17 protein-coding genes and 2 tRNA genes are annotated in these 19814 nt (G+C 58.3%); 6 read left to right on the forward strand and 13 right to left on the reverse strand.

The window, feature by feature from the left end; all coding sequences use genetic code 11:
• Positions 1 to 148: 148 nt before the first annotated feature.
• Positions 149 to 3847 (reverse strand): methionine synthase, encoded by a 3699-nt coding sequence (metH, locus tag AC1RQI_RS15205; protein ID WP_481905473.1) that lies wholly within the window; start codon positions 3845 to 3847, stop codon positions 149 to 151.
• A gap of 340 nt (positions 3848 to 4187) precedes the next feature.
• Here metH and nfuA point away from each other — a divergent pair, with 340 nt between their 5' ends.
• Together nfuA and AC1RQI_RS15215 are read left to right on the forward strand one after the other, a co-directional pair.
• Positions 4188 to 4772 carry a Fe-S biogenesis protein NfuA gene (nfuA, locus tag AC1RQI_RS15210; RefSeq protein WP_481905474.1) on the forward strand — a complete coding sequence of 195 codons (585 nt, stop codon included), beginning with the start codon at positions 4188 to 4190 and terminating at the stop codon, positions 4770 to 4772.
• A gap of 94 nt (positions 4773 to 4866) precedes the next feature.
• Complete coding sequence (locus tag AC1RQI_RS15215; protein WP_481905475.1) at positions 4867 to 6072, forward strand: hypothetical protein; 1206 nt, start codon at positions 4867 to 4869, stop codon at positions 6070 to 6072.
• Position 6073: 1 nt separating this feature from the next.
• Here the strand turns inward: AC1RQI_RS15215 and AC1RQI_RS15220 are convergent, their stop codons facing one another.
• The 4 genes from AC1RQI_RS15220 to AC1RQI_RS15235 are packed head-to-tail and all read right to left on the reverse strand — an operon-like array spanning position 6074 to position 7739.
• Positions 6074 to 6349, reverse strand: a complete 276-nt coding sequence (locus AC1RQI_RS15220) for a hypothetical protein (protein WP_481905476.1) — start codon at positions 6347 to 6349, stop codon at positions 6074 to 6076.
• Positions 6346 to 6678 (reverse strand): hypothetical protein, encoded by a 333-nt coding sequence (locus AC1RQI_RS15225; RefSeq protein ID WP_481905477.1) that lies wholly within the window; start codon positions 6676 to 6678, stop codon positions 6346 to 6348. Before AC1RQI_RS15225 ends, AC1RQI_RS15220 begins: the two co-directional genes overlap by 4 nt.
• Positions 6678 to 7043: a DsrE/DsrF/TusD sulfur relay family protein gene (locus AC1RQI_RS15230; protein ID WP_481905478.1), complete on the reverse strand. Its 366-nt coding sequence runs from the start codon at positions 7041 to 7043 to the stop codon at positions 6678 to 6680. Before AC1RQI_RS15230 ends, AC1RQI_RS15225 begins: the two co-directional genes overlap by 1 nt.
• 6 nt (positions 7044 to 7049) lie before the next feature.
• The gene (locus AC1RQI_RS15235) at positions 7050 to 7739 is read right to left on the reverse strand and encodes a Bax inhibitor-1/YccA family protein (RefSeq protein ID WP_481905479.1); all 690 of its coding nucleotides are present in this window, start codon (positions 7737 to 7739) and stop codon (positions 7050 to 7052) included.
• Positions 7740 to 7900: 161 nt separating this feature from the next.
• Between AC1RQI_RS15235 and AC1RQI_RS15240 the strand changes: the two genes are divergently transcribed.
• Positions 7901 to 7990: transfer RNA gene (locus AC1RQI_RS15240), tRNA-Ser, on the forward strand.
• Between the two features lie 286 nt (positions 7991 to 8276).
• Here AC1RQI_RS15240 and AC1RQI_RS15245 read toward each other — a convergent pair.
• Positions 8277 to 8477 carry a hypothetical protein gene (locus AC1RQI_RS15245; protein ID WP_481905480.1) on the reverse strand — a complete coding sequence of 67 codons (201 nt, stop codon included), beginning with the start codon at positions 8475 to 8477 and terminating at the stop codon, positions 8277 to 8279.
• A gap of 259 nt (positions 8478 to 8736) precedes the next feature.
• Between AC1RQI_RS15245 and AC1RQI_RS15250 the strand changes: the two genes are divergently transcribed.
• Both AC1RQI_RS15250 and AC1RQI_RS15255 read left to right on the forward strand, forming a co-directional pair.
• Positions 8737 to 9033 carry a type II toxin-antitoxin system RelE/ParE family toxin gene (locus AC1RQI_RS15250; RefSeq protein WP_481905481.1) on the forward strand — a complete coding sequence of 99 codons (297 nt, stop codon included), beginning with the start codon at positions 8737 to 8739 and terminating at the stop codon, positions 9031 to 9033.
• Positions 9034 to 9045: 12 nt separating this feature from the next.
• Positions 9046 to 9354: an addiction module antidote protein gene (locus tag AC1RQI_RS15255; RefSeq protein WP_416634557.1), complete on the forward strand. Its 309-nt coding sequence runs from the start codon at positions 9046 to 9048 to the stop codon at positions 9352 to 9354.
• A gap of 185 nt (positions 9355 to 9539) precedes the next feature.
• Here AC1RQI_RS15255 and AC1RQI_RS15260 read toward each other — a convergent pair whose 3' ends face one another.
• From AC1RQI_RS15260 to AC1RQI_RS15280, 5 genes are all read right to left on the reverse strand, one after another.
• Entirely contained in the window at positions 9540 to 10031 is a 492-nt protein-coding gene (locus AC1RQI_RS15260; RefSeq protein ID WP_481905482.1) for a DUF4124 domain-containing protein, read from the reverse strand.
• Positions 10032 to 10257: 226 nt separating this feature from the next.
• On the reverse strand, positions 10258 to 11208 hold the full coding sequence (locus tag AC1RQI_RS15265; RefSeq protein WP_481905483.1) for a DUF6160 family protein: 951 nt from the start codon (positions 11206 to 11208) through the stop codon (positions 10258 to 10260).
• A 69-nt stretch (positions 11209 to 11277) separates the two neighbouring features.
• Complete coding sequence (locus AC1RQI_RS15270; RefSeq protein WP_481905484.1) at positions 11278 to 13176, reverse strand: choice-of-anchor D domain-containing protein; 1899 nt, start codon at positions 13174 to 13176, stop codon at positions 11278 to 11280.
• Positions 13177 to 13403: 227 nt separating this feature from the next.
• Positions 13404 to 14432 carry a helix-turn-helix transcriptional regulator gene (locus AC1RQI_RS15275; RefSeq protein WP_481905485.1) on the reverse strand — a complete coding sequence of 343 codons (1029 nt, stop codon included), beginning with the start codon at positions 14430 to 14432 and terminating at the stop codon, positions 13404 to 13406.
• Positions 14433 to 14658: 226 nt separating this feature from the next.
• Complete coding sequence (locus AC1RQI_RS15280) at positions 14659 to 16113, reverse strand: protein adenylyltransferase SelO (protein ID WP_481905486.1); 1455 nt, start codon at positions 16111 to 16113, stop codon at positions 14659 to 14661.
• A gap of 158 nt (positions 16114 to 16271) precedes the next feature.
• On the opposite strand from AC1RQI_RS15280, the gene AC1RQI_RS15285 reads away from it, so the two are divergent.
• Positions 16272 to 16348: transfer RNA gene (locus AC1RQI_RS15285), tRNA-Pro, on the forward strand.
• Positions 16349 to 16391: 43 nt separating this feature from the next.
• Here AC1RQI_RS15285 and AC1RQI_RS15290 read toward each other — a convergent pair.
• Positions 16392 to 17801 carry a hypothetical protein gene (locus tag AC1RQI_RS15290; RefSeq protein WP_481905487.1) on the reverse strand — a complete coding sequence of 470 codons (1410 nt, stop codon included), beginning with the start codon at positions 17799 to 17801 and terminating at the stop codon, positions 16392 to 16394.
• A 1709-nt stretch (positions 17802 to 19510) separates the two neighbouring features.
• Positions 19511 to 19814, reverse strand: a 304-nt coding sequence (locus tag AC1RQI_RS15295; protein ID WP_481905488.1) for a hypothetical protein, incomplete at its 5' end; no start/stop codon positions are given.

Consider the following 19814-nt stretch of genomic DNA (forward strand, 5'->3'; position numbering starts at 1 on the left):
GTCTTCCCCTCAGTCGGGGTGACGCCACCTTCTTGCAGGTGGCCGGGTTTGCCGGCTTCGCCGGGCAAACAAAAAACTGGCACCAGGTGGCCTGGTGCCCGTTGGGGGAGTAACTTGCGCCCTCTACGGGAGAGGGCGGGAGAGCGGGTTACTCGTCCGGGTCGTAGGCGAGGTTGGACATGAGCCAGCGCTCCACTTCGGACTTCTTCATGCCCTTGCGCTTGGCGTAGTCCTCCACCTGATCCACGCTGATCTTGCCAACCGCGAAGTACTGCGACTCGGGGTGGGCAAAGTACCAGCCAGAAACGGCGGCTGCCGGCATCATGGCGTGGCTCTCAGTCAACTCCAGACCCGTGTTGGCTTCCGCGTCCAGCATGCGGAACAGCTCGGGCTTTTCCGTGTGATCCGGGCAGGCCGGGTAGCCGGCGGCCGGGCGGATGCCCTGGTAACGTTCCTTGATCAGGTCTTCATTGGACAGCTGCTCGTCCGTCTGGTAACCCCAGAACTCCTTGCGCACGCGTTCGTGCATGCGCTCGGCCAGCGCCTCGGCGCAACGGTCGGCAAGGATCTTGATCATGATGGCGCTGTAGTCATCGTTCGCCACCTCGTATTCCTTGGCCAACTCGTCCGCATTATGGCCCGCGGTCACGGCAAAGCCGCCAATGTAGTCCGGAATACCGGATTCCTTGGAGGCAATAAAGTCCGACAGGCACATCATGGGCTTGTCCGGCGCCTTCTCGTCCTGCTGGCGCAGGTGATGGACACGGGTCAGAACCTTCTCCCGGGACTCATCGGTGTAGATCTCGATGTCGTCCCCCACACGGTTGGCCGGCCAGAAGCCGATCACACCCTTGGCCTGGATCTTCTTCTCATCGATCAGCCAGTGGAGCATCTTCTGGGCATCATCGAAGAGGTTCCGTGCGGTTTCACCTTTTTCGGGATGATCCAGAATGTCCGGATACTTGCCGGGCATGTCCCACCCCTGGAAGAAGGGGGCCCAGTCAATGTAGTCCAGCAGCTCGCCCAGGTTGTAATCCTCGAAGGTCTTGAGACCCAGGAAGCTGGGCTTGGTCGGCGTATAGCTTTCCCAGTCCAGATCGGGGGCACGAGAACGCGCCTTCTCGAGCGGGATGATCTTGGCCTTGCGGCCCTGGTTCTTGCGCCGTTCGCGGACCTTGTCGTACTCGGCCTTGGTGTTATCCACCAGCTCCTGCTTGCCCGTCTCGCTCACCAGCTTGGCGGCAATACCCACACTGCGCGACGCGTCGTTCACGTAGAGGACCTGATCGTTCTGGTACTCAGGGTCGATCTTGACCGCGGTGTGGGCCTTGGAGGTGGTGGCGCCGCCAATCAGAAGCGGCACGTGGAAGTCCAGCCGCTGCATTTCCTTGGCCACATGCACCATCTCGTCCAGCGAGGGCGTGATCAGGCCGGACAGGCCGATCATATCCACATCCTCTTCCTTGGCTTTCTGCAGGATCTGGTCGCAGGGGACCATCACGCCCATATCGATCACCTCGAAGTTGTTGCACTGCAGTACAACCCCGACGATGTTCTTGCCGATGTCGTGGACGTCGCCCTTGACCGTGGCCATCAGGATCTTGCCCTTGGCCTTCTGGCCTTCGGATTTCAGGGCCTCGATGTAGGGGATAAGGATCGCCACGGCCTGCTTCATGACGCGGGCGCTTTTCACGACCTGCGGCAGGAACATCTTGCCTTCGCCGAAGAGATCACCGACCACGTTCATGCCATCCATCAGCGGCCCTTCGATGACCTCGATGGGGTGTTCGGCACGCTGGCGCGCCTCTTCGGTATCCTCGTCGATATAGGTGGTGATGCCCTTGATCAGTGCGTGCTCAAGTCGCTTTTCAACGGGCCAGCCGCGCCATTCCAGGTCTTCCTGTTTCTCCTGGCCACCCTGGCCCTTGTACTTCTCGGCGATGTCCAGCAGGCGGTCGGTGGCGTCCTCGCGACGGTTGAGGATGACGTCCTCAACATGCTCCTTGAGCTCCTCATCAATGTCATCGTAGACCACGAGCTGGGCGGGATTGACGATGCCCATGTTCATGCCGGCCTGGATGGCATGGTAGAGGAATGCCGAGTGCATGGCTTCGCGTACCGCGTCGTTACCGCGGAAGGAGAACGACAGGTTACTCACGCCACCGCTGACCGAGGCATAGGGCAGGTTCTGGCGGATCCAGCGCGTGGCTTCAATGAAGTCCACGCCGTAATTGTTGTGCTCCTCGATGCCCGTGCCGATCGCCAGGATGTTCGGGTCGAACACAATGTCCTGGGGCGGGAAGCCATCGTTGACCAGCAGGTCATAGGAGCGCTTACAGATCTCGATCTTGCGTTCCGCGGTGTCCGCCTGGCCCTGCTCATCGAAGCCCATCACGGTCACGGCGGCGCCGTAACGCCGAATCTTGCGTGCCTTCTCCAGGAAATCCTGCTCGCCTTCCTTGAGACTGATCGAGTTGACGATGCTCTTGCCCTGAATGCACTTCAGGCTGGCCTCAATCGCCTCAAAGCGCGATGAGTCCACCATGATCGGCACCTTGGAGATGTCCGGCTCGGAGGCAACCAGGTTAAGGAAGGTGGTCATGCACTCCTTGGCGTCGAGCATGCCCTCGTCCATGTTGATGTCGATGATCTGGGCACCGTTCTCAACCTGGTCCTTCGCGACCTCCAGTGCTTCCTCGTACTGCTCCTCCTTGATGAGGCGGAGGAACTTCTTAGACCCGGTGACGTTGGTGCGCTCACCCACGTTGATGAACACAACATTGTCGTCATCGGTGAACGGTTCCAGGCCGGACAGGCGGAGCCTGGGTTCGCGTTCCGGCACCTGGCGTGGCGCATACTGGCTCACGCGTTCGGCAATGGCACGCAGGTGTTCCGGGGTGGAACCACAGCAGCCGCCAATGACGTTGAGGAAGCCATCGCGCGCGAAGGTCTCCACGATGTCCGCCATCTCCTCCGGCGTCTGGTCGTACTCGCCGAATTCGTTGGGCAGTCCCGCGTTGGGGTGTGTGCTCACGTAGAAGGGCGCCTTGTTGGCCAGTTCTTCCACGTAGGGCCGCATGGCATCGGCGCCCAGGGCACAGTTGAGGCCGATCAGCAGCGGATTGGCGTGCTCAACGGAGTTCAGGAAGGCCTCGGTGGTCTGGCCGGAAAGGGTACGGCCGGAGGCGTCCGTGATGGTGCCGGAGATCATGAGCGGCACTTCTTCACCGGAATCGATCTCGTACTGCTGGGCAGCGAAGATGGCCGCCTTGGCGTTCAGCGTGTCAAAGATGGTTTCCAGCAGGATGATGTCCACACCACCTTTAATAAGGTTCTCGATGGCCTCGTAATAGTCCTCGTAAAGCGCATCAAAGCTGGTGTTACGGTAGCCCGGATTGTTCACGTCGGGCGAGATCGAGGCGGTCTTCGACGTGGGACCAACCGCGCCGGCAACAAACCGCGGCTTGCTTGGATCCTCGGCCGTCTTGGCGTCAGCGCATTCGCGCGCCAGCTGGGCCGACTTCTGGTTCAGCTCCGGAACCAGGTCCTCCATGTGGTAATCGGATTGCGACACCCGCGTGGAGTTGAAGGTATTGGTTTCGATGATGTCGGCGCCCGCATCCATGTACTGCTTGTGGATGTCCCAGAGTTTTTCCGGCTGGGTCAGGCAGAGCAGGTCGTTGTTACCCTTGACCTCGTATTCGTAGTCCTTGAACCGCTCACCACGGTATTGCGCCTCGCTGAGCTCAAGATTCTGGATCTCTGTGCCCATGCCGCCATCCAGGATGACGATGCGTTCTTGCAGTGCCGTTCGCAGCTGCTCCAGTCGAGTTTGTCGATCAGCCATTGATTCAACTACCTCATTGTCAGTGTTCGGATCGAGAGACGGAAATCTTGCGCCAGGCGGTCACCCTGTGTGGCAGGGAGAGCGTCATCCTGAGCGTTATCTGAAGGGGGATGCTGTCCGTGTCCCGGTAGCAGGTTTCGCTTGAAGTGAAAGCATCCTAACACAGAATCCGTAAAAGTCCTGATAGTTCATCAAATTTTTTTGATGTTGTACAACCGTCAATTGCGTTTCAGCCCCAGAACCAGGGTTGGCTATACCTGACCGCGGCGCTTGGTCTTTTTTTCACGCGGCAGGTTCCTTACAATAAGAGCACAACCGACCATCAAGAGGGGGAGCGGCATTGGATACCGTCACCGTCACCGAATCAGCCCGCCGTTATCTTGGCCAGCTCGTCCAGAAGCAGGACGTTGATGGGATGGGAGTGCGGCTGTTCGTGACCCAGCCAGGCACCCGTCACGCCGAAACCTGTCTTGCGTACTGCCCGCCCCATGAGGTGGTGCCGTCTGATGAACAGCTCGACATGGGCGAGTTCCCGCTGTACATCGACCACAACAGCATCAGCTTTCTGGAAGAAGCGGTTGTCGACTTTCAGGAAGATCAAACCGGTGGGCAGCTCACCATCAAAGCGCCCAATGCCAAGGTGCCGCAGGTCAGTCCGGACGCGCCGCTGTCCGAGCGCCTGGATTACGTGCTCCAATCCGAGGTCAATCCCAGCCTGGCCGCCCATGGCGGTGAAGTCTCGCTGGTTGAACTGACCGATGACAACGTTGCGGTCCTGCGTTTCGGCGGCGGCTGCCAGGGGTGTGCGGCGGTCAGCCTTACGCTCAAGCAGGGTGTTGAACGCACTCTCAAGGAGCAGCTGCCGGAGATTACCGGCATTGAGGACGTAACCGACCACTCCTACCGCGAAAACGCCTACTACTGATCGACTCAGCAGCGCCCCCGGGCGCTGTTGCATACCGTTACCGGACGGTTTCCGCTAGAGTGGCGCCCTGAATACGCGCTCAGGGAATGCACACGTGACCGCACCCGATCTACCTCTCATCATCTGGGCTCTTCCTTTGTTCACGGCGTTGGTCGGCTGGGCAACCAACCGGCTTGCCGTGTGGATGCTGTTCCATCCGGTTGAGCCCGTTGGCAAGCCGCCTTTCCTGGTTTGGCAGGGTGTTGTGCCGCGCCGCTCAGAGGCCATGGCCCATGAGTGTATTGACCGGACCCTGGCGCACAGCGGCGACCTGACTGGCCTCTACCAGAGGCTTGATCCGGCCTTGATCACAGGGGAAGTGGTGAGCCGCATCATGCCTTATCTTGAGGAGTACGTGGACGATGTGATGTACGAGCACCACCCGGTGCTCTGGGATAACCTGCCACGACGCCTCAAGCAGCGCATCTATCGCTATGTGGAACACAATCTGCCGGATCGGGTGGACGCCATGGTGGCGGATTTCGGGGAAGAACTCGGGGACCTGGTGGACCTCAAGGCATTGATGAGTGAGGAATTGCAGCATCACCCGGAATTCATGAACACGCTGCTGCAGGAGGCCGGGGAATCAACGTTCCGGTTCGTGATCCGTAGCGGGGGTGTTATAGGGTTGCTCCTGGGGGTTGGCCTGACCCTGGGGTGGACCATTTGGCCCTCCCAGTGGCTGCTGATGGGAGGTGGTCTCATTGTTGGGCTGCTGACCAACTGGATCGCGCTCACGCTGATCTTCCGGCCCCGGGAATCGAAACGTTTGGGTCCCTTCCGTGTCCAGGGCCTGCTGATGCGCCAACAGCCCGAAGTCAGCCGGATCTGGGGCCAACGGGTTGCCCATGAGCTGCTCACCTGCGAGAAGGTGGCCCATGCCATCGTGCACGGTGAGAAAGCATCACGGACCCGGGCCATTATCCAGAAGCATCTGCGGCCACTATTGGATCAATCTACCGTGATGCGGCTCAGCACCCAGATGGCTGTGGGTGCCTCTGGTTATACCGAACTCAAGAAAAGCATGAACGACCGGGCCCTGATCGCCTCAGAAGAGGTCTTCCGGGATGACGCTTTCAATCAGGACCGGGCCCGCGTTGTTGCCGAGGTCATCGAGGAGCGGATCGCGGGGCTTTCTCCGGAGGCGTTCCAGTCGATCCTCCGCCCTGTATTCGCAGCCGAGGAGGGGCGTCTGATGCTGGCAGGTGGCCTCTGTGGCCTGATTGCGGCCCTGGTGCCTGTGGTTCTGAGCAGTCTTTAACCTACCAGAAGACGGGCTGATGGTGCCTGAGGATACGCTCCACGAAGCCCGCGTGATCCAGAGCCTCCCAAGCCACGGGAATGGGCAGTGCTTCAGGGGTTTCCGCCAGGACCAGAACCCTGCCCGCGTTGATGGGGAAAACCGGCTCAGTGGGCGACAGCCGCTCAAGCGCGGCCGCCGTCAGTATCAGGGTATCCTCTAGCGAAAGCAGGGCCAGGCAGCGCTCATGCCGGGGATGCTCTGGCGATTTGGTGAGGACATGAACCCGCCCTGTCATGGATGCAGAATCCTCGGAACCTGTTCATAAAGCGTCCGGATCTGGCTGGCGTCCACGCCAGTGGCCGATTCGGGGAGTACAACCGCCCGTTCCCCCGCTGCCTGGGAATCCACCATCAGGCCTTGCAGCCCCATAGTGGCAAACTGCGGCAGGGGAATGCCCCGATGGGCCACTGCCAGTGCTTCGACGCCCGGGCCGACCAGGAGCAAGCCAGCGCTGCCCCCAAAAGTGCAGAACGTCAGCAGCATATCCAGAAACTCATGGGCGTTATGCCCGCGATCCAGAACAAAGAGTTGGTCTGGCAATGAAGTTAGCGCTGGCTCCGTCATCAACCCTCACCCGTGAATGGCAGGATCCGATCCGCGGCGGAGCAGGCCGTAACCCAATCCCCGAGACCACCAATATGCCAGCCTGCCCTCAGGTGGTCTTCCTCCAGGGCGCGTTCATTGGCTGAACCGGCGCAAACGCTGGCCGGGAGCGACCAGGCCGTGATGAGTTCTTCCCAGCGCGTGGCGTTGTCGTTACCGGAGGGAAGGGGGGTGGTTGGGCTTTCAGCGAGGAAAACCGCATCGCCCTGAAGGAAGATGCGGTTAACGGTGTGACCCCCCTCAAGAAGCGCGGCGGCGCAGAGCCAGGCGGAGTGAACCACCTGTGTCTCATGGGGCGCCGCCGTGATCAGAAAGGCTGCTTGCACGCCGGATCAGCCGTCGCCGGCAAAGGCCATCAGCAGATTCAGAAGGCTGATAAAGAGGTTGTAGAGCGAGACATAGAGGCCAACGGCCGCCATGATGTAATTGCGCTCACCTCCGTTAATGATGGCACTAGTCTGGTAAAGGATGCAGGCGGAAGCAAAGAGCGTGAAGCCTGCCGAGATTGCCAGATGCAGGTTGGGGAGGTTGAACAGGAAGGCAATCAGCATACCGCCCATCAGTACCAGCGCGCCGGCGAAAATGAACCCGCCCAAAAAGCTGAAGTCCTTGCGGGTAATCAGCGTGTAGGCGGACAGGGCCAGGAAGATGGTGGCCGTCAACCCAAGCGCGGTGGTAACCAGGTGGCCCGCTCCGTTGGCGACAAAGGCATTCAGGATGGGCCCCAGTGTCAGCCCCATAAAGCCGGTCAGGGCAAAGGTGGTCACCAGCCCCCAGACACTGTTCTGGAGCTTATGGGTGGCAAACAGCAAACCGTAGAAGCCAACCAGGGTCAGGATGAGCCCGGGATGGGGCAGGTTCAGGGCCATGCTGATTCCCGCCGTAACCGCGGAAAAGGCGAGAGTCAGCCCCAGAAGCATGTAGGTGTTGCGCAGTACCGTCGTGACCTCGGTGCTCAGCCCTTCGCGGCCCCCGCTTTGGGCCCGGCTCTGGGCCGCATTGGGGAAACGGTTATCGGCCATGTGTGGAATCTCCTTGATGGACTCTTGACTGTACACCCAATCATAAAGCCTGCAGGGGGCGGTGCAAAGCCTTTCTGTGCCGTTTTAGGGTTACAACACTTTGACATGACGCCGATTTAAGGTAATATTCCCGGCGTTGCCGTTCAGGCAGCTCTTTTAACGGTGGGCTGGCAGAGTGGTCGATTGCAGCGGTCTTGAAAACCGCCGAGGGTTAACGCCCTCCCGGGGTTCGAATCCCTGGCCCACCGCCACTTATCCTTTTGATTGAAAAGCTTTTTTCTGTTTTCCAGAAAAAAATGGGACACGCATGGGGCAAGATTCACAACCCTGCCTGCCCCTGATTGGCTCCCTCTGACCCTTCCGCATCGAAACCGAGCAATTTATTGGCGATGGCTTTCATGTCCGGATCATCAATTGGAGTCTGTATGCGGCGTGATCAGGGGGAGCGCTGTGTGGCAAGCTGGTTCCGGTGAGAGGTCTGCCGCAGGCGCCGTCAGTTCGAGTGAACGGGCGCCTGCTTGAATCCTGCTATGGATTTTACTGGTCGTTCACCGTAAGTGACTGCGAGGTGCAGTCTGTGGTGGAAATAGTGCCGGTAAACGAATTCAGTTTTACAGCGCACTTTTCAACATTAAGTTCGCCGTTTCCGCCACTCGAAATATTGGTCACGTAGGGGCCAGCCGTTGTGCAGCCTGCCATGAACAGGGACGCAGCAGCGGCGATCAGTGCCTTCCTCATTATAACTCCTTTCGAACTTGATGAATTCCTCGCCTCTGTATCTGAGAAGCGCATGGATTATAGTCCCTGTATGTGGTAAGCGCCAACAAACCGACACCCATTTCTTCCTTGGTGACGTCAATGGGCAATACCTCGCGGGAGGCGTGGCGCTCGAAGATGGTCACCGCCGGAGCCAGCGGTCGCGGATTGGCCTCGCGCAGGCGCGGAAACACCTGTTTCTAAGCTTGTTGGAATGTATCCAAACAGATACAATTAAGCCATGAAGCCAATCAGGCAAACCCAGACGTTCAAGGACTGGCTGCGGAAGCTGAAAGACCCGATGGGAAAAGCGAGCATCGGCCGCCGGATTGATCGGGCGGCTCATGGCAACTTCGGGGACTGCAAAGACCTGAAAGATGGTGTTTGGGAGATGCGTATCCCATCCGGACCTGGCTACCGGGTGTACTTCACTCAGCAGGGAGACTCGATTTACCTGCTGCTGGTCGGTGGCGACAAGGGCAGCCAGGAGAAAGATATTGAGAAGGCCAAGCGCATGGCCGCCGATCTTGAGAAATAGGAGAGAACCGCCATGGCTATTAGTCAAGAGGCTTATGAACAATACGGGATCACCCCCTTCGATATCGCAGAGTACCTGGATAACGATGAGGTGATCGCATGCTACCTGTCCGAGGTTCTGGCCGATGGCGACATGGATGAGCTGCTTGAAGCGCTCAAGAATGTTGCCCGTGCCAAGGGCATGAGTGAGGTTGCCAGCGCGGCCGGGCTTGGCCGCGAAAGCCTGTACAAGGCCCTGGCCCCCGGCGCGAAGCCTCGATTCGACACGATCAACCGGGTGCTGAAAGCACTGGGAGTGCGCCTCAAGGCGGATGTGGCCTAAGTGCTCAGCCCCCACGCCTCCAGCGTTCAATGCCCGAATCAGTTGTGAAAAATTCCGCAACCTTCGTGGAGCCTTGTAAGCACCCCAGAGGCGAATGAAGGACGCGCCCACCTTAAGGAACTGTTCCAGTTACAAGTCTTCTACGGAGACGGAACGGCCTCGGGTGCTGCTTGTTGTAAACGTCCTCATTTCTTGCTCTTATCCTGTCGCCCGCGGATGGTCCGGCGACGATCCTTGAGCCGGTCAAGCTTTTCGTTGATCGCGTCCAGGCGGCTCTGGTACCGCTCCTGAATGTTACGTTCCTCCTGGGCCAGCGAGTTCTCCAGGGTAGCACCGGCAAGGTTGTTATTGGCCCGGCGTTTGCGAGCACGCACCCTGTCCAGTTCAGCGTCTCTTTCAGCCTTGATCGATTGGCGCTTTTCGCGTGCGTCATCAATTTTGCGGTTAATGGACTCGAGTGCCCGCTCAGCGCTGCGTTGCTGTTGGAGTTCTTCATTGATCCCGGCCCCCATGTCGCCGCCGGGCTTGGGGGCGCTCACATCCTCCAGCTTTTCCGCGTCGTCCCCGCAGGGGGAATCCGAGAAAACCGTCTCGCCGCCCTGGTCGCAGCGGTAGATTTCGGCTGGTGCCGGTATCGCAAGCACGAGACCGATGGCCAGAAGGGCAGGGCGTTGCATTCGAATGCCTCCAAAAAGCGCCTTTTGTCAGCAAAAAGATAGCATCCGGGGAGGAGGGGGTTACAGCTTTTTCGTTCTGTAGCGAACCGGTGGTTTAGGTCCTCGCCCGGGGTACCAAACACTCACTTGCATCAAACACGGAAAGCTAAAGAGGGGACGAGCAGAGGTACGAGTAGTGGGGCCAGCAAGAAAAACGGGGCCGGAAGGCCGGCCCCGTGAAACGTGTTTATTCGCGACCGTAGATCGCCATTTGTGTATCCGCAACAGTAAGGTTGTCGATGCCGACACGGCCGATGCTGGAAACACCGTTGCTATCGCCACTGCCAACCTGGACCTTGGGCATCCACATGCTGGCTGTCATGGGTTTGAGATCCACGCGCAGTGTCTCGTCAGGTGTGCTGCTGCTAGCTGGAGAAATGGGGGGGCCGGAGCCTACTTCAGCTTTGACCTGTACGCCGGAGATTGCGCGATTATTGCGGTATGTTTTCTTTTCATCTGGAGTTTTTGAACTCAAGTCTGTCTTGAGCTTACCTAGTTGACCGCTCCCCCCTATACGGAGTTTGGGAAGGCTGACTGCTGCAACGTCAAAGTCGGCACTGATTTCCGCATGGAAAGTGTTCCGAATGCGGATTGAGCCGGTTCCAGAAGTGCCATTATTGATCTGATTGTTAACGCGGGCTGTGATGTCAAGCTGGCTTGCCCAGATATCGGCTTCAAAATTTGAAATCATGGTCGCCTGTTCACTGCCGTCACTTGAGGAAAGGCCAAGTTCATCAAAATCAACGCCAGCTCTGACTGGCTTAAATGTATTCCCTTTAGGACGAACGTTAATATACGCATCGCCTTCTTCGATATTCCCCGTAGGCCTACCGTTAACCGGAGAACTGCCCAAATCGTCGTTTTTGGTGACAAGGTCAACGTTGACGCTGACGTCCAGAGTTTCACCGTCTTCAAGGCCACCAATCCGGATATTGTCGATCAGAACCGAGCCAGTATTCTCCCCCTGGTCGTATTGCACCTGATCGATGGTGGCGGAGGTTGATAGCTCCATGGTCACCCCCTGCTGACCGGTCACATTGCCCATGTCCTTGTTCGTCATGGGGTGCAGGTCAGCGGAGGCCGCCATCGGCAGTGATGCGATTGATAGGGCCAACAGGCTTTTTTTCATTGTCGTCATTGTGATTTCTCCTCTTTTATTGTTTTGGGGCGGCCCGCCCCTTGATGGACCGCCCCCTCTGTTTCCCCGTTACTCCTCCAAACGGGGCGACAGCTCAAGCTCAATGGTGTTGCCCGGGCCTTCGAAGAACTCGTTGAGGAGGCCGGTCAGCAGGCCGCAGTCCTCAAGCGCCGGTGCGTAGTAGGTACCTTCAACGGTACCGCCCTTGAGCGGATCAAACTCTTCGCCTTCCGGGCTTTCAAGACTGATTGTTGCCGGTTCGGTGGTCTGGCAGGAGTGACCACCACCAATCGGGATGCCGTTGGAACCGAACCCGAAGCCGATGATGGAAACCCGTGCTTCCGGAATCTTGATCATCAGTTCGCTTTCGGCGCTGAGCTTGCCGGTCTCAAGATTGAGCTGACCGGTGGTCTCACCCACTGGTTCAAACTTGATGTCCGCGCGGCCCTTGATGGTCTTGAACAGCTGGGAAATCTGGAACTCGGCCTGGGTCGGTTCGAGTTCGAGATCCGCCGTAAAGTTACCATTACCCAGATTCAGTTCGCTGATGATCTGGCCATTCAGTGGCACGTCGGAGCCATTGGCGGCCACATTGGTCACGCCTTCCAGGTCAAAGGTGACGTCCACGGTGTTGTCGCCGTCACCACCGTCGCCACCATCATCGCCGTCGTCACCGTCACCAGTGTCCTCGGCGGAGCCAGTGAGCGGAACGTCCTCAGGCGAGTTATCAAGGTTGGTTGCAACCTCAAGGTTCGCGCTGTAGTCACCAACCTGGGTGGGCTGGAAGTTCAGGGTTACGGAGCAGGACTGGTCCGGGTTGAGCGAGGCCGGGCAATCATTGGTCTGCGTAAAGACACCGTTGGCGTTATTGGCGATGCTTACGCCGTTGATGTTGAGGCCACCGTCACCAACGTTGGTCAGGCTGAGCGTCTGCTGAGCATTGCCACTATTGGCCAGATCGACGGTGCCGAAATCAACGTCCTGAGAGCCCAGTTCAAGTTCCGGCTCGGGCTGTGCCGTTGCCTCGGCGCTCAGGTCAACCACCTTGGGCGAGTCCGCGCTGTCCGGATCGGTGGAGTCGACCTCAACAGCCGCACTGTAGGTGCCCGCCTGGGTTGCCTGGAAGTTGACGTCCACCGAGCAGCTTTGCCCAGGATCCAGAGTGGTGCAGTCGTTACTCTGGGTGAACAGGTCGCCGTTTGTGCCGGTAATGGTGACACTGTTGATATTGAGCGGCTTGCCACCGTCGTTACCCACGGTGATGGAGCCGTTGAGTGGACTGCCGGCCATCGCGGTTCCCAGGTCAAGGCTTTCCGGATCAACCGTGATATTGGCGGGAGCGGTTTCGTCCGGCAGCACTTCGAAGGTATGGAGCACCATGTCTTCCTGGTTCCCCACAAGGGTGCAGTCAGCCGTAAATTCACCCACCGGATCGTCGAGCTTGTTGCCATCCCCATCACGGACCACCTGGTTGAGCGTCAGGTCACCAACCGTGATGGTGCCTTGGCCCGGATTCTCGAAGGTCAGCGGGTCAACAGTGGCACTTGATTCCACCGTGAAAGGTCCGGATTCTCCAGGAACTGGTTGCTGCGGGATCTCGAGGGTCACCTCCAGCGGCTGGTCCTTCTCGGGAAGGGCAATGTTGTTATCCGCAATGGCGGTGCCTTCCAGGGTACGAGCCCCCGCGAAATAGAGACCCTGGCGGGCCTGGTTGTTGAGCGTGGTGACCGAGTTGATGGTCAACTCGCCGGTGGATTCACCCGCTTTTATTTCCTTGGGCAGGTCAGCGGTGATATCGGAAACCAGCGTTTGCTCGCCAATGATGGGCAACGGGCAGGTGTGTTCAACGGTCAGTGACACCTCTTCCGCGTTCACGGCGCTGGCGCCCGTTGCAAGCAGCGCGGATACCGCACTGCTGAGCAGCAGGCGCCCGGGCTTACTTGTAGGCTTTTCGGTTATGGCGTTCATTAACGTCATCCTCATTGTCTAGTTGTATTCATTAGGCCGGGATTGATTGGCGCATCCTGAATGCCCCGGCAGTTGCAACAGTCGCGCGCATGCCGGGCTGTGGTCATTGCTCAAAGAGGCAACAGGATTGTCAAAAACGGTTATTGGGGGAGGGAATTGCCGAATTCGTGACGAACGTCAACCAACAACCGTGAACCCGGCAAGAGAAATCAAGGAGTGGGCACGGTTCAGGTATGGCGGCGCACCTGGCCTGGCGTCCGCCCGGTCCAGGAACGGTAGGCACGGGTGAAACTGGCCTGGTCACTGAAGCCCAGTTTCTGGGCGATGGTACTCAGCGGCATCCGGGTATCGGCCAGGTAGCGTTCCGCGTAGTGGCAGCGGATTTCATTGCGCAGATCCCGGAAGGAGCAGTCTTCGGCCTGGAGGTGGCGCCTCAGCGAACGCGGCGTCATCTGCAGGTTCTGGGCCACGCGCTCCAATGTGCAGTTGAGGCCGGGATCGTCCATGATCTGGCGGCGTACCCGTTCCATGATACTGGAGCCGGTTTCGGGCACCTTGAATTCCTGGCGGGACCGGTGGCGGGCCAGGAATGAAGCCAACTCCTCGCCTATGCTGGCGGAGGTGTGCTGGATGGGGTAAAGGGTAGCGAGGGCCCTGTCCGCATTGAAGCGAAGCACGGCTTGCGGAGCGGCCTGCTGCCACTGTTCAACGGAAAGGGCCGTCGGTGTATCGAACTCCAGAACCATACCGTTGCAGATGTGGCGGGCGAGTTCGTAGATGCTGCCCATATAGATGCGGAGGATGAACGATCGCAGCTCGCCCAGGTCCCATAGGTCCTCCAGCCGGATGAGGACCGTTTCGTCCTTCAGGGTCAGGCGGAGGTCATAGATCGGCAGGCAAACACGCTCGTACTCGATGATCATCTCAACGAGCCGGAAATAGTCATTCTGCCAAAGGATTGCCGCGCCAATGAGCCCGTGGGCGTTGATATCCAGCTGTTTGCCGAACTCGAAAGGGAGGCGCTCATCCCCGGCCAGCTCATGGGCGTGGCGCAGCAGGACGAGCAATTCATTCATGGACAGGCCCTGCTCATTGGCTTCCAGGTTGGAAACATCAAGGCCGGTGCCTTCCAGGAGTGCGGGTGGGCGCACGCCGTATTGCTCCATAAACCGCAGGAAGTGCGTCATATACCGCGCCGGCAGTATGGGCACGTCGTAGGCCTGGGTAGCCTGGAATGAGCGAGCGGGCACATCCATGCTTGGATCCCTCCGGATTCCGTCTTTCCATTCACTTTAATTATTGGTCAAAACGGCAGCATTGGCTACCGATCCGTTAACAGATGTCAAATTGACGAATCGTTGATCAGCTTCGGGTCCCCGCACTATACAGAGGCAGGTTGGGCTGCCAACCGGAGTGTCCGTAAATGGAAAAGGAGTGGCCGTTTGGATGACAACGGCCATTCAAGGATGTGAACCATGCCTCTCAGGTGCCACAGAAGGTTCTGGCGACGCGTTCTTCCGGGACGGGTGGATGCCGGTACTCAGAGCGATCGGCCTCGGTGGAGAAGGGGGCCTCAAGGGCGGCCATGAGATCATGGAAAGGACGCAGATCCCCTTGCTGAGCGGACTTGATGGCGGCCTCAACCTGATGGTTGCGGGGAATGATCGCGGGGTTGGCCTGCCACATGAGCTCGGGGGCGTTGAGCTGTTCAGCCCAGCGCGTCGCCCAATCCCGCGCCTCGGCGGTGTCTCCAAACAGGGCAGTGGCGGCTTCCTCTGGATTTCCCAGATTGGCGTGCTGGCTCAGCGCCCGGAAGGTTGCCGTGAAATCGCTGTTATTGCGTTGCATCAGCGACAGGAGCTCGTCCACCAATCCTTCGTGCGCCTCGGTCAGGCTGCTGATGCCAAGTTTGCGGCCGAATCGTTCACGCCAGGCACTGTTATAGTGTTCGCGGTACTCACCCAGTATGGCTTTCGCTGTATCAACGGCTTGTTCCTTGCTCCCGTCAAAAAGGGGCAACAGGCATTCCGCGAAGCGCGCCAGGTTCCAGTAACCGATCTCTGGCTGGTTACTGTAGGCATAACGCCCGCGAGCATCTATGGAACTGAAGACGGTATTGGGATGGTAATGATCCATGAAGGCGCAGGGACCGTAATCGATGGTCTCGCCACCAATCGCCATGTTGTCGGTGTTCATCACGCCATGGATAAAGCCAATGCTCATCCAGTCCGCAATCAGTTCCGCCTGACGCTGGGCTACGGCGCGCAGCAGGCCCTGGTAGGGCTGGTCCTCGAACATGACCGAGGCGTAGTGGCGGGCAATGGCGTAATCCGCCAGTGTACGGATGGCGTCCGTGTCCTGGCGGTAGGCGAAGTATTCAAAGGTGCCCACGCGGATATGGCTGGCCGCTACCCGGGTCAGGATGGCGCCGGGTTCCGGCAGCTCCCGCATAACCCGGTCGCCGGTGGTCACTGCTGCCAGAGCGCGGGTTGTGGGGACGCCCAGGGCGTGCATGGCTTCGCTGACGATGTATTCGCGGATAACAGGCCCTATGGGCGCACGCCCGTCACCACCACGGGAGAAGTCGGTGCGGCCAGCCCCCTTGAGCTGGATGTCGTGGCGCTTCTGGCACTGATCGATCACTTCGCCGATGAGAATGGCACGCCCATCGCCCAGCTGGGGCACAAAATTGCCGAACTGGTGGCCCGCATAGGCCAGGGCGATGGGCTCGGCGTTGTCGGGAAGCGCATTGCCGGAAAAGACCGAAGCAAGCTCGTGTTCATCGGATTCGTTGACGTCGATGCCGAGTTCTTCGGCCAGTGGACTGTTGAAGCGGATGAGTTCCGGATCAGGGGCTTGCGCTGGCTGCGCCGGTTGGTAGAAGTGCTCGGGCAGCCGGGCATAGCTGTTATCAAACGGAAAAGGGGGAAGCGGCATGCAATCCTCGGGCAGTTAAACACATTGTCCATTCTAGTTGCCTGGGACTACGTTTTGCATTCGCGATTGGACTTATTGGTGGGCCCTTCTTGACAGAAGGGGGCTGGAATCCGGATAATTCGCTCCCGTTGCGGCAAGGCCGCATCCCAGCCCTGTTTCGGCGTGTGGCGCAGTTTGGTAGCGCACTTCCTTCGGGAGGAAGGGGTCGCAGGTTCGAATCCTGCCACGCCGACCACTATTTTTTGACCGAAAATGGCTCATTAGGCACTGACCAGCGGTCAGCGCTTGGTTATACGTGCAATATCATCAAAATCCACGGGCTGAACCATCACACCCCCGTGCACCTCACGCCGCACCTTGAGCCGATCCTCCTCGATCGTCTGGACTTCGCCCACGAGCGTGCGTCCATTTTGAAGCTGAATCGTGAGCTTTTCATTCCGGTGCTCCGGAAGGTCCCTGATACTGAGCGTCACCGGCTCGCCGGCCCCGGGTTCATCGTTGGTTGAGCCGCCCCTGTCACCCTGGTTCTCATCGGGGTCGGACGAGGCCTGAGCCTGTTGGTCGATTGATGTTGAAGGCTCTGGCCTATCGGACTCCAGTTTTGTCATGGCGGTTGCACTCTCAATGCGGTCGCGCAGGTCCGCCAGGCTGGTACCGCCCACGAGCGAGAAACTCAGCGGCTTCGGTTCACCGCCATTGACCGCAACCTGCGGGTCAAGACGGTCGAACCAGTTGCGGGTCCCGAGCTGGCCCATGTACTCGGAGAACCTGATGGGTTGGTCCGGATCAATGACAACGGACAGCGTGCCGGGCGAGTCCAGATACGTCCTGTAGGCGGCCACAACCTCGTCCCCCGGCTCAACAGACAGTTTCTCCCAGTGGGAGTGCCAGGCGTTGAGATGGTGCTCGCGATAGGTCGCGGGTTCCATATCCATTTCGTCAGCACAGTATTCAATGAGGCGAGAGGTGTAGCCATGGTCCTCTAATGACAGGCGAGCGGAGCGGAAGCGTAAAGCATTCGCCGCCTTCGCAGCCGCCATCTGGGGCGGCACGTTCCCCTTGGTCTGTTGTTGCAGCGACTCAGGGTCAAATGCCAGTTCATTCGAGAACGTGATCGAGTACATCCCCTCGGTACTGAGAGTGGTATCAATCGAAACACGGTTCCGGTTTTCCGCAAGCGTGTAGGACATGGATAGATCCGAGACCGTGGCCCCGTACCCCATGGCGACCATGTCCGTGAAGGTCATCCGGCTGTGATCACCACAGCCCGCTGCAAAGAAAGAGCCCATCTGGTCGGACTGATTCTCCATGCCTTTCGCGAGTGCCCGCATGAGCTGACTCTCAAGATCCAGCTGAATACCAAGCATGGCCACCTCAAGATGGTTGGGGGCCTCGCCGCCCTGCAATTCATGGGTTATGGCGTAAAGCGTCCATAGACTGTCCGTCTTCAGGCCAATCCAGTCGACCCGGAACGCTTCATCGCTGCCACGCGGCGAAAAACGGATGCGCTCCACCCAGGCATTGCCGAAAGGCGTCACCGAGACATCGTCGTAAGTCAGCGTTCCGAACGCTGAAGCCGCCGCTTGGACGCGATCCAGTTCAGACCGAATTTCATTCTTAATCATGTAGTTCGCGACAAAAACGGCGACAACGGCCGCCACAGTGGTAACGAGTAGAATACGTTTCATCGAATGAAGTCCTGAATCCTGATTCCCTGTTCACCGCACCCTTACCGGGGAGCCCCTATTGGGGCGTTCAGGTTTCAATGTGCGGGCGTACTGCCTCAAACGGCTTATCGAGACCGGAGGTCACGCTGGATGCCATCAACAATTAGTCTAGCAAGGTATTGAGATTGCTGTCCTGTTCGCAGGTCGCATGAATGCGTTGCCAAAGCGAATGGCGATGATCAATGGCCACACCAGGACAATCCTGGCCAAAGATTGGAAAGAGCAGCACCCCGGGCCATCAAGCCAGCGCACCCCTCAAAAGCGGACGGTTGTGGCACTGCTCAAGATTATTCCTGCCTTGGGTTGTGTAAATGGATGAGGTTACGGTATTGGTGACCGGGTGATGGGCGGAAGCTTCTCCATTCTCCGAATAGACCCGGTACCCGTAACCGGATCGCGCGGGCCTCTTTCCTGCGTTACGCTGACTGGACGGTGACTCAAGTCCGCCGGGGCGGTAGCGTGGGTCACCGGGGGCAGCAGCTCTAAGCTCCCTTTATAGCCCACCACTTACGGATAGCTACCATCGTGGCAACGGACCCAGTACCTGCATGACTTCCCGGTGCGAATGCTGTACCGGTTGAGCCGAATCATCCTGAGGCTGTGATCACGCAGGCGCAGGTTGACGCCTGCTGTTGATGATATAAAGTGATTTTCTGATAACTGTATAAATATACATTGTTATTGAAAGAGCAAAATCGAGACGTCAAACGATTACACCGCATGGCCCCTGGCGCTGAGTTAAGCTATTATTTTTTAGGGGTTTGTATGGACGCGGTTCTACGGGCCAAGCGGCGCTATACAGACCTCACGAATATCAATATCGCTGAATTCCAGTGATTACCTGTTAGTGGGCTGTGGTTCCGGGCCTTTCGTTGGCTGTGTGCCATGGGCCTTGGCGGAAAGCTGAAAGAAAGTCGGAAATGCCGGTGCTCGGCCAAGGCCGTCAACATCGGACAGGGAGTTGGTAGCTCAGCCGAGTTCTTCCTGGTTAGAGAAATTGGTGCCACGGTCGTGGGGCTGTCCGGCGAAAATCAGTTCTGGATCGGCTACCCTTGAGTTCAGGTTCGTCCACCGCAACGGTGGCGGTGGTTTCAATCATGGGTGTCGGCGGCAGTCGGTGCAGGGGCAACGGAGTGGGCGGTTGTGTTTACTGCCGGGGAGCGGGTTTCCGTAGGGCCCGCCACTAACCAGCCGCTCAACCGGACGCCAAAAGCTCGCGCTTTTGGTCCCCTACGCTGTCGCTCCGGCGCCGGTTAGCTATCCGTTATGAATGGGAGCTTTGAGTGACACCTGAGTGCAAAGAGACATGGTTGTTTATCAATAGCTTTGCTCCATGGCTATCGGCTGTTGGCACTGTCCTGATTTCGGGTGTTGCACTTTGGTTGTCTGTCAGAGATCGAAAGGTTCAACTCAGAGCAACGCTCTCCTCGGGCGTAATTCCACAAGAAAATCCCCAAGTGTTGAATTTTTTTGTTTACACGCTTTCATGCGTCAATGTAGGGCCACGCCAAGTTAGTGTGACGAATTACCACTGGAGGTACAGGAAATATCCTTTCACAGGAAAGCTGAACTTCTGGACGTTTCCATACCTTGATCGCCGCGTTAGCCATATGTGCTCAAAGCTTCCAAAGCAGCTATCAGACGGAGAGCAAGTACTGATATTCCACCCTTCAGATTTCTTTGCGGAGTTGGATAAAAGAGACGAGTTTCTGTTCGCTGACAACGTACTGACAGCGTTTTATCGGATAATGACTTTCAACCTCTATGTGGACACCAGCATTGGGAAGCCCGTAAAAGTAAAGGTCAGTTGGAAGTGGCGGAGAAATCTTTGGCGAGAATACAAAAAGTTCATAACAAATGCAGGCAAGGGACGCTCCTGACGTCGCGCCCCTGCTGCAAGCGTTGAGGCTGTAGAAAAACCCCCGATTTGCTAGGCTGGCACTGAGCAACAAGGAGCTGTTCGCATGCCCCGAT

It is taken from the genome of Salicola sp. AFF1 (genome assembly GCF_056783195.1).